The sequence below is a fragment of the Actinomadura sp. KC06 genome (assembly GCF_004348735.1).
In the GTDB taxonomy this organism is placed as follows: domain Bacteria; phylum Actinomycetota; class Actinomycetes; order Streptosporangiales; family Streptosporangiaceae; genus Spirillospora.
Window position 1 is genome coordinate 39,445 of sequence record NZ_SMKT01000029.1, and the last position, 13,335, is coordinate 52,779.

The 13,335-nt window shown below is 71.5% G+C and carries 14 protein-coding genes; 10 read left to right on the forward strand and 4 right to left on the reverse strand.

Features of this window, described 5'->3' with window-relative positions; genetic code table 11:
* The first annotated feature begins 66 nt into the window (after positions 1-66).
* Positions 67-495, forward strand: coding sequence for an ATP-binding protein (locus tag E1287_RS12450; protein WP_131965056.1), 429 nt, complete (start codon positions 67-69; stop codon positions 493-495).
* 120 nt (positions 496-615) lie between these two features.
* On the opposite strand, the gene E1287_RS12455 is transcribed toward E1287_RS12450, so the two are convergent.
* On the reverse strand, positions 616-2,001 hold the full coding sequence (locus E1287_RS12455; protein WP_347813968.1) for a hypothetical protein: 1,386 nt from the start codon (positions 1,999-2,001) through the stop codon (positions 616-618).
* A gap of 223 nt (positions 2,002-2,224) precedes the next feature.
* Between E1287_RS12455 and E1287_RS12460 the strand changes: the two genes are divergently transcribed.
* The 3 genes from E1287_RS12460 to arsB are packed head-to-tail and all read left to right on the forward strand — an operon-like array spanning position 2,225 to position 4,291.
* Positions 2,225-2,866 carry a DUF305 domain-containing protein gene (locus E1287_RS12460; protein ID WP_131965057.1) on the forward strand — a complete coding sequence of 214 codons (642 nt, stop codon included), beginning with the start codon at positions 2,225-2,227 and terminating at the stop codon, positions 2,864-2,866.
* Positions 2,867-2,918: 52 nt separating this feature from the next.
* On the forward strand, positions 2,919-3,206 hold the full coding sequence (locus tag E1287_RS12465) for a metalloregulator ArsR/SmtB family transcription factor (protein ID WP_243718900.1): 288 nt from the start codon (positions 2,919-2,921) through the stop codon (positions 3,204-3,206).
* Positions 3,203-4,291: an ACR3 family arsenite efflux transporter gene (arsB, locus tag E1287_RS12470; RefSeq protein WP_131965059.1), complete on the forward strand. Its 1,089-nt coding sequence runs from the start codon at positions 3,203-3,205 to the stop codon at positions 4,289-4,291. Before E1287_RS12465 ends, arsB begins: the two co-directional genes overlap by 4 nt.
* Positions 4,292-4,298: 7 nt before the next feature.
* Here the strand turns inward: arsB and E1287_RS12475 are convergent, their stop codons facing one another.
* On the reverse strand, positions 4,299-4,901 hold the full coding sequence (locus E1287_RS12475; protein ID WP_131965060.1) for a response regulator transcription factor: 603 nt from the start codon (positions 4,899-4,901) through the stop codon (positions 4,299-4,301).
* On the reverse strand, positions 4,898-6,118 hold the full coding sequence (locus tag E1287_RS12480) for a histidine kinase (protein WP_131965061.1): 1,221 nt from the start codon (positions 6,116-6,118) through the stop codon (positions 4,898-4,900). Before E1287_RS12480 ends, E1287_RS12475 begins: the two co-directional genes overlap by 4 nt.
* Positions 6,119-6,224: 106 nt before the next feature.
* Here E1287_RS12480 and E1287_RS12485 point away from each other — a divergent pair, with 106 nt between their 5' ends.
* Positions 6,225-6,644, forward strand: coding sequence for a hypothetical protein (locus tag E1287_RS12485; RefSeq protein ID WP_131965062.1), 420 nt, complete (start codon positions 6,225-6,227; stop codon positions 6,642-6,644).
* Complete coding sequence (locus E1287_RS12490; protein WP_131965063.1) at positions 6,637-7,212, forward strand: hypothetical protein; 576 nt, start codon at positions 6,637-6,639, stop codon at positions 7,210-7,212. The genes E1287_RS12485 and E1287_RS12490 overlap by 8 nt, the downstream gene beginning before the upstream one ends.
* Before the next feature lie 61 nt (positions 7,213-7,273).
* On the opposite strand, the gene E1287_RS12495 is transcribed toward E1287_RS12490, so the two are convergent.
* A complete protein-coding gene (locus E1287_RS12495) occupies positions 7,274-8,614 on the reverse strand; it encodes an aspartate aminotransferase family protein (protein WP_131965064.1) in 1,341 nt (446 codons plus the stop codon).
* Between the two features lie 169 nt (positions 8,615-8,783).
* Between E1287_RS12495 and E1287_RS12500 the strand changes: the two genes are divergently transcribed.
* From E1287_RS12500 to E1287_RS12515, 4 genes are read left to right on the forward strand one after another with little or no spacing between them, the layout of a single operon-like run.
* Complete coding sequence (locus tag E1287_RS12500; RefSeq protein WP_131965065.1) at positions 8,784-9,794, forward strand: Gfo/Idh/MocA family oxidoreductase; 1,011 nt, start codon at positions 8,784-8,786, stop codon at positions 9,792-9,794.
* On the forward strand, positions 9,794-10,771 hold the full coding sequence (locus E1287_RS12505; protein WP_131965066.1) for a Gfo/Idh/MocA family oxidoreductase: 978 nt from the start codon (positions 9,794-9,796) through the stop codon (positions 10,769-10,771). The genes E1287_RS12500 and E1287_RS12505 overlap by 1 nt, the downstream gene beginning before the upstream one ends.
* 3 nt (positions 10,772-10,774) lie before the next feature.
* The gene (locus E1287_RS12510; protein ID WP_131965067.1) at positions 10,775-11,623 is read left to right on the forward strand and encodes a fumarylacetoacetate hydrolase family protein; all 849 of its coding nucleotides are present in this window, start codon (positions 10,775-10,777) and stop codon (positions 11,621-11,623) included.
* Positions 11,624-11,681: 58 nt separating this feature from the next.
* Entirely contained in the window at positions 11,682-13,298 is a 1,617-nt protein-coding gene (locus E1287_RS12515; RefSeq protein ID WP_131965068.1) for an ABC transporter substrate-binding protein, read from the forward strand.
* The last annotated feature ends 37 nt before the right edge of the window (positions 13,299-13,335 follow it).

Below are 13,335 nucleotides of genomic sequence, written 5' to 3' on the forward strand. Positions count from 1 at the left end.
AGTAAACCGTAGAACCCAGCGGTGATCCTTGTCACAGGAATTCGGAATCCCGGGCAAGGGGGAACGATGGTGATGACGGCGGCGGGGGAAATGATCGTTCCCCTTATGGGAACGCCTGCCTCGGTGGGGCTTGCGAGGACGCTTGCGGCCTCGCGGCTGTACAATTGGGACTATTCCCACATTCTCGACGACGCACTTCTCGTCATTTCGGAGCTCGTCACCAACGCGGTGCGGCAGACGCCGAACGAGGAGATCCGGGTTCAGGTCAGCCGGGACGGCGACGGCCTCATCATCGCCGTCTGGGACGGCGACCCCCATTACCCGCGGCCCAAGCCGCGCACCACGCTCACCCTCGAAGACCTCGACATCTCTGAGGAGGCGTTCGACGACAACGGCGGTCGCGGCCTGCACATCGTCCAGGCCGTGTGCGTCCGATGCGGCGCCACGCGTGACCCGGCCGGGGGGAAATGGGTCTGGGCCAGGATGCGCCCGTAATCGGCTCCACGTGGCGTGCCGGCGTCATGCGGAGGGGACCTGACGGCGGCGCGCCGGAAAAGCGACGGGCCCCCGGGCCGCCGAGTTCGGCGGTCCGGGGGCCCGTCAGGGCGAATCAGGTCAGTCGAAGTAGTTCGGCTGGGACTGGGCGTTGAGAACGTCCAGCCTGACGCGCTTGGCCGGGTCGGTCCGGCGGTCCCGGAGGTCGATGACGTCCAGGCCCCGCTGGATCTCGTTGGAGTAGAGGTAGCCGTTGTAGTAGTACGTCGACCACGTACCGGCCAGGTACTGCAGGTTGTTCGCCCACTCGCCGCGGTCGAGCCAGGCGATCTCCTTCGGGTTCCGCGAGTCGGTGAAGTCCATCACCGAGATGCCGCCCTGGTACCAGGACTGCACCATGATGTCCTTGCCCTTCACCGGGATCAGCGAGCCGTTGTGGGCCACGCAGTTCTCGTTGACGCTGTTGTGCCGCGGGATCTTGTAGTAGCTGCGGAACTTCAGCTTGCGGTGCTTGCCCTTCCCGACGATGTCGTAGATGGCGTTGGCGCCCTTCTCCGGCCCGATCTCCGGGTTGCAGGTCGCCGCCGAGCCGCCGCCCAGCTCATCGGTGAAGACGATCTTCGTGGCGCTGTTGTTGAACGTCGCCGAGTGCCAGAACGCGAAGTTCTCGTCGTCGCGCACGGTGGTGATGGTGCGCGGCTTCAGCGGGTCGGAGATGTCGAACAGCACGCCGTCGCCCATGCAGGCCCCGGCCATCAGGTCACGGTCGGGGTAGGCGGTCAGGTCGTGGCAGCCCGAGGTGGCGCGGGTCTGGTTCGGCCACTGCGTGTCCGGCGGGTCGCCGGGGTTGCCGCCGTCCGGGAACAGCACCGGCTCGGCCGCCACGCTCGCCGCCTCCGGGTGCCGCAGCGGGACCTTCACGATCGAGATCAGGTCGTGCGGGGTCTTGCAGTCCGGGTAGGTGTCGTTCGGCGAGTACGAGGACACGTAGATGTAGGCGTTGCGCTTGCTCGGGACGAGCGTGTTGGTGTGCGAGCCGCACTTGGTCTCGACGGCCTTGACGTACCGCGGGTTGCGGACGTCGCTGATGTCGAAGATCTTGATGCCCTCCCACGCCGACTTCTCGGTCGCGGGCTTCGGCACGGACTGGCACGAGTCGTCGCTCCGCGAGCTGTCCGTCGACAGGAACAGCAGGTCCCCGGCGATCGACACGTCGTTCTGGGAGCCGGGGCAGTGCACGACGGTGACGACCTTCGGCTGCGCCGGCCGGCTGATGTCGTAGACGGTGAAGCCCTCGTAGTTGCCGCCGAAGGCGTACCGGCCCTTGAAGGCCCAGTCCGAGCCGTACGCGGCGGGGGCGGCGAGCGGCCCCTGCTTGGGGATGTTCGCCAGATGGTGCATGTTCGGGGTCTTGGTGATCTCGTCCCCCGCCGGGACGCGGTCGGCCGACGCCCCCGGGACGAGGACGGTGGACATCACCAGGACGATGCCGGTGAGGGTACCCAAGATGGTCCTGCGTCCGGTTCTTCGCTTAGGAGCTCTCGTCACCCCTGACTCCTTTGTCTGCGCGGCTCCATGAATGGATCCTGATCTCCCGGAGTATGGAGTGTTTTGGGTTCAATGTATAGGTCTGAACATGTCTGTATGTGACTTGGTACTTAAGACCCTTTTGTTTAACCCTGCTCTACGGATACCGTCCGTGTGCCGGCTGGGACGTTCGGGAGGTTCGATGAGGCACCGGATCGCGGTGGCGGGCGCGGCGGTCGCGATGGCCGCGGGCGCCCTGACGGGGTGCGGCGGCGACGGCGACGGCGAGCCCGAGGCGGCCCCGTCGCGGACCGTGGTGGTCCCCGGACGTCCGGGCGAGGCCAACAAGACCCAGGTCGCGGGCCCGCGCACGGCCGCGCCGCCCACCGCCGCCGAGGTCAGGTTCGTGCAGATGATGATCCCGCACCACGCCCAGGCGCTGGAGATGTCGGCGCTGGCCCCGGGCCGGGCGTCCGACAAGCGGGTGCGGTCGCTGGCGTCCCGCATCGATACGGCGCAGAAGGTCGAGATCTCGGCGATGCGGTCGTGGCTCGAACAGAACGCGGAGGCCGTGCTGAAGGCGTCCGGCCGCAACCACGGCGGGCACGCCGGCATGCCGGGGATGGCGACGCCGGACCAGCTCAAGCAGCTCAAGGCCGCGAACGGCGCGGCGTTCGACAAGCTCTACCTGACGTTGATGATCACGCATCACCAGGGCGCGCTCACCATGGCGAAGGACGTCCTGGACAAGGGCACCGACGTCACCGTCCAGGAGCTGGCGCGCGACGTCCAGTCCACGCAGATGGCCGAGATCGGCCGCATGCAGGGACTGCTGAGAGGCTGATCCTCGGCTGCTGTCGTATCATTCGACGGTGATGTCAGTCGAGACTGATGTGTTGAGGGTGCTGGCGGACCCGCTCCGCGCCCGCATCGTGACCCTGCTCGCCGGCGAGGCGCTGTGCACCTGCCACCTGGTCGAGGAGACCGGCGCCAAGCAGACCAACGTCTCCAACCACCTGCGCGTCCTGCGCGACGCGGGCCTGGTGGACACCGAGCCGTGCGGCCGGTTCACCTACTACCGGCTCCGCCCCGAGGCGCTGGACGGTCTCGCCGCGCAGCTCGGCGACCTGGCCGACGCCGCCCGCGCCGCCCACGCCGAAGGACGGAAGAGGCCCTGCCCGTGACCACCACCGAACCCACCGCCTCGCACGCCCAGACGGACGCGTCCGGCCTGGTCGGCAGGCTGTCCACGCTGGACCGGTTCCTGCCCGTGTGGATCATCGCCGCGATGGCGGCCGGGCTCGGGCTCGGCCGCGCGGTGCCCGGCCTGGACGACGCCCTGGCCAAGGTCGAGATCGGCGGCATCTCGCTGCCGATCGGGCTCGGACTGCTGGTCATGATGTACCCGGTGCTGGCCAAGGTCCGCTACGACCGGCTCGACACCGTCACCGGCGACCGCCGCCTCATGGTCTCCTCGCTGGTGCTGAACTGGCTGATCGGTCCTGCGGTGATGTTCGCCCTGGCCTGGATCTTCCTGCCCGACCTGCCCGAATACCGCACCGGCCTGATCATCGTGGGGCTGGCCCGCTGCATCGCGATGGTCATCATCTGGAACGACCTGGCCTGCGGCGACCGCGAGGCCGCCGCCGTCCTGGTCGCGCTGAACTCGGTCTTCCAGGTCATCGCGTTCGGCGCGCTCGGCTGGTTCTACCTCAAGGTGCTGCCCGGCTGGCTCGGCCTGGCCACCGACGACCTGCACTTCTCCACCGGCGAGATCGTGGTGAACGTGCTGGTGTTCCTCGGCGTCCCGCTGCTGGCCGGGTACCTCACCCGCCGCACCGGCGAGAAGGCCCGCGGACGCGACTGGTACGAGACCCGGTTCCTGCCGCGCATCGGCCCCGTCGCCCTCTACGGGCTGCTGTTCACCATCGTCATCCTGTTCGCCCTCCAAGGCGACACGATCACCGGGCGGCCCGCCGACGTGGCGCGCATCGCCGTCCCGCTGCTGGTGTACTTCGCGCTGATGTGGGGCGGCGCGTTCGCACTCGGACGCGCCGTCCGCCTGCCCTATCCCCGCACCGCGACGCTGGCGTTCACCGCCGCCGGGAACAACTTCGAGCTCGCCATCGCCGTCGCCATCGGCACCTTCGGCGTCACCTCCGGCCAGGCGCTGTCCGGCGTCGTCGGCCCGCTCATCGAAGTGCCCGTCCTGGTTGCCCTGGTCTACGTGTCCCTGTGGCTGCGCCGCCGCATGCCCGAACGGAGCTGAGCCCCGGTCAGATCCAGCCCTCTTCCCAGGCGCGGTGCGCGGCGGCGTGCCGGGAACTCGCGCCCAGCTTCGCCATCGCGGACGACAGGTAGTTGCGGACCGTCCCGGGCGCGAGGTGCACCTCGGCGGCGATCTCGTTGACGGACGCGCCCGTCCGCGACGCGCGGAGCACCTCCAGCTCCCGGCCGGTGAGCGGGCAGTCGTTCTCGGTCAGCGCGGACGCGGCGATGTCGGGATCGACGTAGCGGCGCCCCGCCGCGACGTCCCGGACGATCTCGGCCAGCCGGGTCGCGGGCGTCGTCTTCGGCACGAACCCCCGCACCCCGGCGGCCAGCGCCCGCCGCAGCACCCCCGGACGCGCGTGCCGGGTGACGAGGATGATCTGGGTCGGCAGCTCGGCGCGGATCTGCTCCGCGGCGTGCAGCCCGTCCGCGGGCGGCATCTCCAGATCGAGCACCGCGATGTCGGGACGGTGCTCGCGGGCCAGCCGGACGGCGTCGGTGCTGGTCGCGGCCTCGGCGGCGACGGTCAGATCGTCCTCCAGCTCCAGCAGGGCGGCCAGGGCGCCGCGGAGCAGGTCCTCGTCGTCGGCGATCAGCAGCCGGATCATCGGGCGCCCGCCCCGGCGGGCAGCGGCAGCGACCCGGTCAGCTCGAACCAGCCGCCGTCGTGCCGCCACGTCAGCGTGCCTCCCGCCTGTTCCAGCCGCTCCGCCAGGCCGCGCAGCCCGGTGCCCGAGCCGCGGGGCTCGGCCGCGCCGTCGTTGCGGACGCGCACGCGGGCCGAGCCGTCCGCCACCCGGTAGCCGATCGTGGCGTGTTCCGCCCGGCTGTGCCGCAGCATGTTCGTGGTCGCCTCGCGCATCACCAGTCCGAGGAGGTGGCGGGCGGTGTCCGGCAGGTCGTCCGGGCTCGTTTCCTGCTCGACGCGGGCGTCGATTCCGGCGGCGGACAGCACCTTGGCGGCGTTGGCGAGTTCCGCGTCCAGCGTGGTGCGCCGGTAGCCCTGCACGACCGCTCGGGTGTCGCGCAGCGCGTCGGCCGCCAGCCGCTGGACTTCCGTCATCTGCGCGGCGGCCCGCGCCGGGTCGGCGTCGGCCAGCCGCGCCGCCAGCTCGCTCTTGAGCGCGATGACCTGCAGATGGTGGCCCTGGATGTCGTGCAGGTCGGCGGCGAAGCGCAGCCGCTCGTCCTTGACCGCCAGCTCGGCCGCCATCCCGCGGGCCCGGTTGAGCCGGTCGGCGACGTCCCAGGCCCAGAGCATCCCGAGCATCATCCACGCGGTGAAGGCGACCAGCCCGGCGGGGAACGCGGTCGCGAGCCGCCAGCCGTCGCCCGTGGCCGCGCCCGCCGTCCCGCCGATCAGCCCGGCGGCGACGATCGCGGCGGCGAGGAGCACCCGGCGCCGCTCCGGCGGGAGGAACGTCGCGGTGACCGACACCATCACCGCGGGCGCGAGCGCCCAGAGCCGCTGGCCGGGCAGCGTCAGCGGGACCACCCCGAGCACGGCCGCGGCCGCCCCTCCGGCCGCCAGCCACGCCACCGGCGGACGGCCCGCGACCGCTCCGGCGGACGGCATCCGCCGCCCGGTCAGCACCACCAGCGCCGCGGTCATGACGAGCAGCGCGCCGGCGGCGACGGCACGGGCCCAGCCCGCCAGCTCGGGAAGCGCGATCCAGTCCTTGGCGAACAGGGCCAGGAAGAGGACGAACGTGCCGGTCAGCGTCCACCGGGTGTGGTGGCGGAACCGGTCCAGGCCCGCCTCGCGACCGAGCGGAAGGCGGAGCCCGGCGCCGGAGGGCGCATGACAGATGTCATCGGATCCCATGACGACTCCCTGCTCTTCGGTGCGGTTCCGGCACTGCCGGACGTTCCCGGCGTCCAGCACCGTAGAACGCGAAGATACCCCACCCCCGTACCGAAGGGACACCGTCATGACGACACGAACCGACCGGCCCCGCACGATCGCCTGGCGGCATTTCCTGCGCCACTACCTGGAGATGGTCGCGGCGATGTTCGTCGGGATGGCCGTGTTCGGCATCGCCGTCCACGGCCTGCTCGCCCTCGCGGGGCTGGAGCCCCCGGGGAGCGTCGAGTGGGACTCCCTGGAGATGGCCGCCGAGATGTCGGCCGGGATGGTCATCTGGATGCGCTACCGGGGGCACGGCTGGGCCAGTTCTCTGGAGATGACGGGCGCGATGTTCGCGCCGCTGGCCGTCCTGTTCCCGCTGCTGTGGCTGGGGGCCGTCTCGGACGATTCCCTGATGCTCCTTGAGCATCTCGTGATGCTGCCGGCGATGTTCCTGCTCATGCTCCGCCGCCGCACCGAGTACGGGAGCGTGTCCCATGTCTGACACCGCGTCCGGCGGCACCGTGTCCGGCACCGTCGCCACCATCGCCCGGCGCTTCTGGCCCGCCGCCCTCGCGGTCGCGATGGCCGGAACGACCATGGGCGGGGGAGGGCCGGAGCAGGTCACCGCCCTGGCCCAGGCGCTCTCGCTGCTGCCCCTGCTGTACCTGCTGGTCGAGACGTTCCGTTGGCGCCGGTGGTCGTGGGCGGTGCTCGCCGCCCTGCTCGCGTCCTTCACCGTCGTGGAAGCGGTGGACGTGGTCGACCCGGCGGCGGTCGTGGCCGGCGTCGCGCTGGCCGTCCTGGTGTGGGGCGGCGTCCGGGGACGCCTGTTCCGGTCGAGAGATCTCCAGATCCAGGCGCTGGGCATGATCGGGTTCGGGGCGGTGGCGCTGACCGGCCTGATCATCGATCCGGACGCGGGACGCTACATCGTGGCGGCCGGCTGGCTGGTGCACGGCCTGTGGGACCTCGTCTACATCAAGCTCGACAAGGTCGTCCTCCGCTCGTACGCCCAGTGGTGCTTCGTGGTGGACGTCCTCATCGCCGCCAGCCTGGTCATCGTCCTTTGACCGCTTGCACCGCGCCGATCACGCCAGGGCCTGGACGTGATCGGCGCGGCCGTACGCAGGGCTACCCGGCCGCGGCGAGCAGGCCGTCCTTGCGGATCGTCCGGAGGACGTCGTGGGCCGCCTCCAGCGTGCGCTCGACGTCCTCCGCCGTGTGGGCGGCCGAGATGTGGTTGCGCTTGAGCGTCAGCGGGAGCATCAGGAAGCCGCGGTCGGTCATTCGGCGGTGGAACGCCACGTACGCGGCGTCGTTGTTGCGCATGAGGTCGCGGTAGCCGCGGACCGGCGCTTCGGCGAAGTACAGCGAGAACACCCCACCGAATCCCGCGGCGGTGGCCGCGATGCCGAGCTCGGCGCAGATCTCGGTGAGACCCGTGCGCATGCGGTCGCCCAGAGTGTGGGTGCGCTCGTAGAAGTCCGGGTGGTCGCGCAGGTAGGTGATGGTGGCGATGGCGGCGGCGGATGAGACCGGGTTGCCGTTGAACGTCCCGGCCAGGAGGACGTCCCCGCCCGCCGAGCTGAAGTGCTCCATCAGCCGCCGGGGCCCGGCGAGGCCGGCGATCGGATAGCCGTTGCCCATCGCCTTGCCGAACGTGGTCAGGTCGGGCATGACGCCGCAGACCTGCTGGTAGCCGCCGAGCGCGTGCCGGAACCCGGTGATCACCTCGTCGAAGATCAGCAGCGAGCCCTGCTCGGCGGTCAGCTCGCGCAGGCCGGTGACGAACTCGGCGGTCGGGACGAGCGCGCCCACGTTGTGCGGGATCGGCTCCATGATCACGGCGGCGATGCGGTCCGGGTGCGCCTCGTACAGGGCGCGGACGGAGTCGAGGTCGTTGAACTCGGCGATCAGCGTCGAGCCGAGGGCCTCGGGCAGGATGCCGCGCGAGAGGGGGTCGTCGCCGTAGGCGCGGTCCGGCGCGGAGATCACGTTGCGGGCGACGGCGTCGTGCCAGCCGTGGAAGCCGCCCTGGAACTTGACGATCAGCGGCCGTCCGGTGACGGCCCGGGACAGCCGGATCGCCTGCGCGGTCGCCTCGCTGCCGGACATCGCCGAGATCATCTGCTCGGCGGACGGGATCGTCTCGGTGACCAGCCGGGCCAGCTCGATCTCGGGCTCGGTGACCCCCCAGCCGACCAGGTCGAGGCCGCCGCCGATGGCGGCGCGGACGGCGTCGTCCACCTCGGGCGCGGCGTGGCCGAGCAGGATCGCGCCGAACGCCGCGTGGTAGTCGAGGTAGCGGCGGCCGTCGGCGTCGGTGACGTGCGCGCCGGACGCGGCGGTGAGCGCGTGCGGCGCGCCCACCAGGCGGGTGGCGGAGTTGACGCCGCCGGGGATCACGGTCCGCGCGGCGGCGAGCAGCTCGCTGCCGCGCGGCCGCTGCCCGGCCGGCTCGGCGGTGGTCATTCTGGGAGCCCCCAAGTGCTGTTGCTTACGGTTGGGCGGAATAGTTCATGGAAAGGCGTTCCATGTCAATACCCCGGCTTGAAGATCCCTGTGCTGAGCTGGGGTGTTTCAAGATTTTGCGTGGCAACCACTTGACACGCGATTGGGGTGAGGATCAGGATCCCTCGACATGGAATCCCATTCCGTGCTGGTCGTCGGCACCGGGTTCATCGCCGCGCAGCACGCCGCCGCGATCCATGCCGAGCCGCGGCTGGAGCTCGCCGGCGTGGTCGACGTCGACCCGGCCCGGGCCGCCGCCGCGTCCCGCGCCAACGGCGGCGTGCCCGCGTTCACCGACCTCGCCGAGGCGCTCGCCGCGACCGGCGCCGAGGGCTGCGTCGTGTGCACGCCGAACGACACGCACGCCGGCATCGCCGTCCAGATCGCCGAGGCGGGCGCCCATCTGCTGATCGAGAAGCCGCTCGCCACCGACGTGGCCGGGGCGCGGCGGGCGGTGGAGGCCTTCGCGGCGGCCGGACGGGTGCTGATGCCCGCGCACAGCCACCGCTACTACGACTACGCGCGGACGGTCCAAAACGTTCTGCGCTCCGGCGAGCTGGGGAAAGTCGACCTCGTCCGGCTGTCCATCCTCGGCGGCTGGATCTGGCCGGACTGGCGCGGCTGGATGCTCGACCCCGCCCGCTCCGGCGGGCACGCCCTGCACAACGGCGTCCACCTGCTGGACCTCGTCACCTGGTGGACCGCCGACACCCCCGAGACCGTCTACGCGCGCGGCCGCCGCCAGACCGCCGCCGAGCTGGGCATCTACGACTACCTGGAGATGACGGTCGGGTTCGCGGGCGGCGCGACGGCGGTGTGCGAGATGAGCCGCGGGCACCGTCCGGCGTCGTTCGCGCGCCGGGACGTGATGGTCGCGGGCACCGGCGGGATCCTCACACTCCCCTGGGACGCCGAGGCGGGCACCGTCACCGACGAGGCGGGCACCGCGCTGCTCCCGCCCGGCGGCTCGGACGGGTTCGCCGCCCAGATCTCCGCCTGGGCCGACGCCGTCGGCGGGGGCCGTCCCGCCGTGACGGGCGCGGACGGGCTGCTCGCCGTGGCGATGGGCGTCGCCGCCGAACGATCGATCGCGACCGGCGAGCCCGTCCGGGTGGCCGACGTTCTGAAGGAGACGTCGTGATGAGCGGAGCGAACCGGGGGGTGTGGGAGGTCGCCCCCCCACAGGGAAGCGCGCTGCGCGCGCTGAAGGTGCTGCCCTGGGGCTCGGGCGGGTTCGGGACCCAAGATCACCAGCACGACATGTACGTCCCCGCGTTCCAGGAGCACGCCGGGTTCACGGTCGTGGAGAGCGGGCTTCCCAACCTCACGGACGCTGTGCGCGAGACGGGCGCCGAGGTCGTGTGCGTGTGCGCGCCGCCCGCCGAGCGCGGCGCCACCGTCATCGAGGCGTTGCGCGCCGGATGCCACGTCCTCGCCGACAAGCCCCTCGCCCTGGACGCGGCGGACGTCGAGGCCATCGCCGACGTCGCGGCCGAGACGGGTCTCGTCTGCATGCCCGCGCACCACCACCGGTTCGGAGCCGCCGTCCAGGCAGCCAAGGGCGCGCTCGCCTCGGGACGGATCGGCCTGCCCTGGAACGTCCAAGCCGACTTCCTCGTCGACGGCGGCGACCCGTGCCCGGACGGCGAGCTCGTCAACTTCGGCCTCTACCCGGTGGACGTCGTCCGGGCCCTCACCGGGCAGGCCGTCCGCCGCGTGCACGCCCTGCCGGGACGCGAGCAGGGCCGGCTGACCGTCCTGCTGCTCGACCACGACCACGGCCTGACCAGCACGATCACCGTCGGCCGCCTCCGCGGCACCGCGGACGCGCCCGGCATGGCGCTGCACCGGTACCGGATCAGCGGCTCAAGCGGGGTCATGGACGTCGACGCCGCCAAGCCGGGCGCGTCCGTCCGGACCGTGACGGGCGACCGCACCGCCTGGCACGGACCCGGCACGGTCACCCGGATGCTCACCGCCCTGCACACCGCCGTCGTCACCGGACGCCCGCCCGAGACCGGCCCGGCCGACGCCCTCGCCGCGCTGCGCGTCACCGACGCCGCCGCCCGCTCCCTCGCCCTCGGCACCCCCGTGCCGATCGACTCCCCGGAGGTCTGATCCATGAAGCTCGCGACGTACCGCCTGCCGGACGGGCGGGTCCGCCACGGCGAGATCGTCCGCGGCCGCGTCACCGACCTCGGCCCCGGCGACCTCTCGGCCGTGATCGGCGCGCTCGGCGAGGTGCCGTCCGGCGAGGCGGCCCACGCGCTGGACGATGTGACGCTGCTGGCGCCGCTGCTCCGTCCGGGCAAGGTCCTCGCAGTTGCCGCGAACTACCAGGAGCACGTGACCGAGACGGGCGGGGAGCCGATCGACAAGTCGCGGATCTCGCCGCGGCTGTTCATCAAGCCCGCCACGTCCGTCAGCGGGCCGGGCGAGGAGATCGCGCTGCCGTCCGTCAGCCCCAGCGTCGACTGGGAGGCCGAGCTGGTCGCGGTGATCGGGCGCGGCGGCAAGGACATCCCGGTCGAGGACGCCCTGGACCACGTCGGCGGCTACACGATCGGCAACGACGTGTCGGCCCGGAAGATGGACTACGGCCACGAGCGCGACACCGAGGACTCCGCGGTCGCGTTCTTCGACTGGCTGAACGGCAAATGGCTCGACGGGTTCGCCGCGCTCGGCCCGTACCTCGTCACCGCGGACGAGGTCCCCGACCCGCAGAAGCTGGACGTGGTCCTCGACGTCAACGGGCGGGTCCGGCAGCGCGGCGACACCGGTCAGATGATCTTCGACGTCGCGGAGCTGGTGGCGTTCGCGTCCCGGCTGATGACGCTGGAGCCCGGCGACGTGATCTACACGGGCACGCCGTCCGGGGTGGGGGTGGCATCGGGGGAGTTCCTGTCCGCAGGCGACGAGATGACGGTCCGCGTGACCGGCCTCGGAAGCCTGGTGAACCGCGTCCGCTGAGCGGGCGGACACGTGGCCGGGCGGAACGCCCGGTCACCGCCGAGAAGAGGGCAAGTCAATGACCATTCGTACCGGCAGACGGGGCGTCGCGGTGGCGCTGGGCGGGGTGCTCGCGGCCGGCGCGCTCGCCGCATGCAGCTCCGACCCCACGCAGAAGGACTCCGGCGGGGACTCCGGCGTCCTGAACATGTACCTCTACCAGAAGCCGAAGACGTTCAGCCCGCTCGCGCCGAACAACGGGCCCGACCAGCTCGTCATGTCGTTCGTCTTCGACTCGCTGTACGGGTCGGACGCGTCCTACGCGCTGAAGCCGCACCTGGCCGCCGCCGCGCCCGAGGTGTCGGACGACGCCAAGACGATCACGCTCAAGCTGAAGCCCGGCCTGAAGTGGAGCGACGGTCAGCCGCTCACCGCCAAGGACGTGGTGTACACCTACACCGCCCTCGCCAACCCGGCGACGGGCAGCGCCCAGGCGGGCAAGTTCGCGGCGGTGACCGGCGCGAAGGCCCTCGCGGACGGCAAGGCCGACTCGCTCGCGGGCCTGACCGCGCCCGACCCGAACACCGTGAAGATCACGACGTCGCGTCCGGCGGCGGGGCTGCCGGGGCTGATCGGCAACACGCCGATCCTGCCCGAGCACGTCCTCGGCAAGGTCCCGGCGAAGGGACTCGGCGACAACGGCTTCTTCACCAAGCCGACCGTCGGCTCGGGCGCGTTCGCGTTCGTCGACTACAAGACCGACCAGTACGTGGAGCTGAAGGCCAACCCGCACTTCCGCGAGCCCGTGTCGATCAAGAAGGTGTACCTGAAGCCGGTCACCTCCGACGTCGCGACCGCGCAGCTCCGCACCGGCGAGATGGACCTCACCCAGGTCTCGCCGACCGACCTGCCGACCGTGAAGGGGATGGACGGCGTCAAGGTCGTCTCCGCGGAGAGCCCCGGCTACACGCGCATCGCCGTCAACCAGTCGCAGAGCCGGTTCAAGGACGCGCGCGTCCGGCAGGCGCTGCTCACCGCCATCGACCGGAAGGGCCTGGTCGACAAGGTCCTCGGCGGCGCCGGGAAGGTCGTGAACACCAGCTTCTACGGTGACGCCGCCACGTCCGCCGCCAACCCCTACGCCTACGACCCGGCCAAGGCGAAGAGCCTGCTCGCGGCGGCGGGCTGGGACGCGTCCAAGCCCGTCACGCTGTCGTGGATCCCCGGGCAGCGCGACCGCGACACCGCCGTGACGGTGATCCAGAGCCAGCTCAAGGCCGTCGGCGTGAACGTGCGGCTGAAGCAGGTCCAGGCGGACGAGCTGCTGTCGTCCTACGAGGACAAGTCGTACGACCTGGCGCTGTTCGGCGGCGGCAACTACGCCACCGAGCCGTCCACCGTCGCGACCATCGACGCCTGCGACCAGGCGTACCCGGCGGGCGGCAACATCAGCCGGTTCTGCGACCCGAAGCTGGACGAGCTGCTGGCCAAGGCCGACGCCGTCGCCGACCCGGCGCAGCGCAAGAGCCTGTTCCAGCAGGCCGCGAAGATCGAGAACGCGCAGGTCCCGTACCTGTGGCTCTACAACCCCGACGCGGTCTGGGCGCACCGGACGGGCCTGTCCGGCTTCGAGCCGTCGGGCCTCCCGACGAACGAGGTCGGGACCTGGGACTTCGCGAAGTGGAAGCTGAGCTGACCGGCCGCGCCGGGCCGGGGACCGCTGCCCCGGCCCG

Excerpts from the sequence above, each read along its gene's own strand:
- E1287_RS12515 (WP_131965068.1), top strand. The coding sequence starts at position 11,682 with ATGACCATTCGTACCGGCAGACGGGGCGTCGCGGTGGCGCTGGGCGGG.
- E1287_RS12480 (WP_131965061.1), bottom strand. The coding sequence starts at position 6,118 with ATGGGATCCGATGACATCTGTCATGCGCCCTCCGGCGCCGGGCTCCGC.
- E1287_RS12460 (WP_131965057.1), top strand. The coding sequence starts at position 2,225 with ATGAGGCACCGGATCGCGGTGGCGGGCGCGGCGGTCGCGATGGCCGCG.
- E1287_RS12450 (WP_131965056.1), top strand. The coding sequence starts at position 67 with ATGGTGATGACGGCGGCGGGGGAAATGATCGTTCCCCTTATGGGAACG.
- E1287_RS12505 (WP_131965066.1), top strand. The coding sequence starts at position 9,794 with ATGAGCGGAGCGAACCGGGGGGTGTGGGAGGTCGCCCCCCCACAGGGA.
- E1287_RS12495 (WP_131965064.1), bottom strand. The coding sequence starts at position 8,614 with ATGACCACCGCCGAGCCGGCCGGGCAGCGGCCGCGCGGCAGCGAGCTG.
- E1287_RS12510 (WP_131965067.1), top strand. The coding sequence starts at position 10,775 with ATGAAGCTCGCGACGTACCGCCTGCCGGACGGGCGGGTCCGCCACGGC.
- E1287_RS12500 (WP_131965065.1), top strand. The coding sequence starts at position 8,784 with ATGGAATCCCATTCCGTGCTGGTCGTCGGCACCGGGTTCATCGCCGCG.
- E1287_RS12475 (WP_131965060.1), bottom strand. The coding sequence starts at position 4,901 with ATGATCCGGCTGCTGATCGCCGACGACGAGGACCTGCTCCGCGGCGCC.
- E1287_RS12490 (WP_131965063.1), top strand. The coding sequence starts at position 6,637 with ATGTCTGACACCGCGTCCGGCGGCACCGTGTCCGGCACCGTCGCCACC.
- E1287_RS12485 (WP_131965062.1), top strand. The coding sequence starts at position 6,225 with ATGACGACACGAACCGACCGGCCCCGCACGATCGCCTGGCGGCATTTC.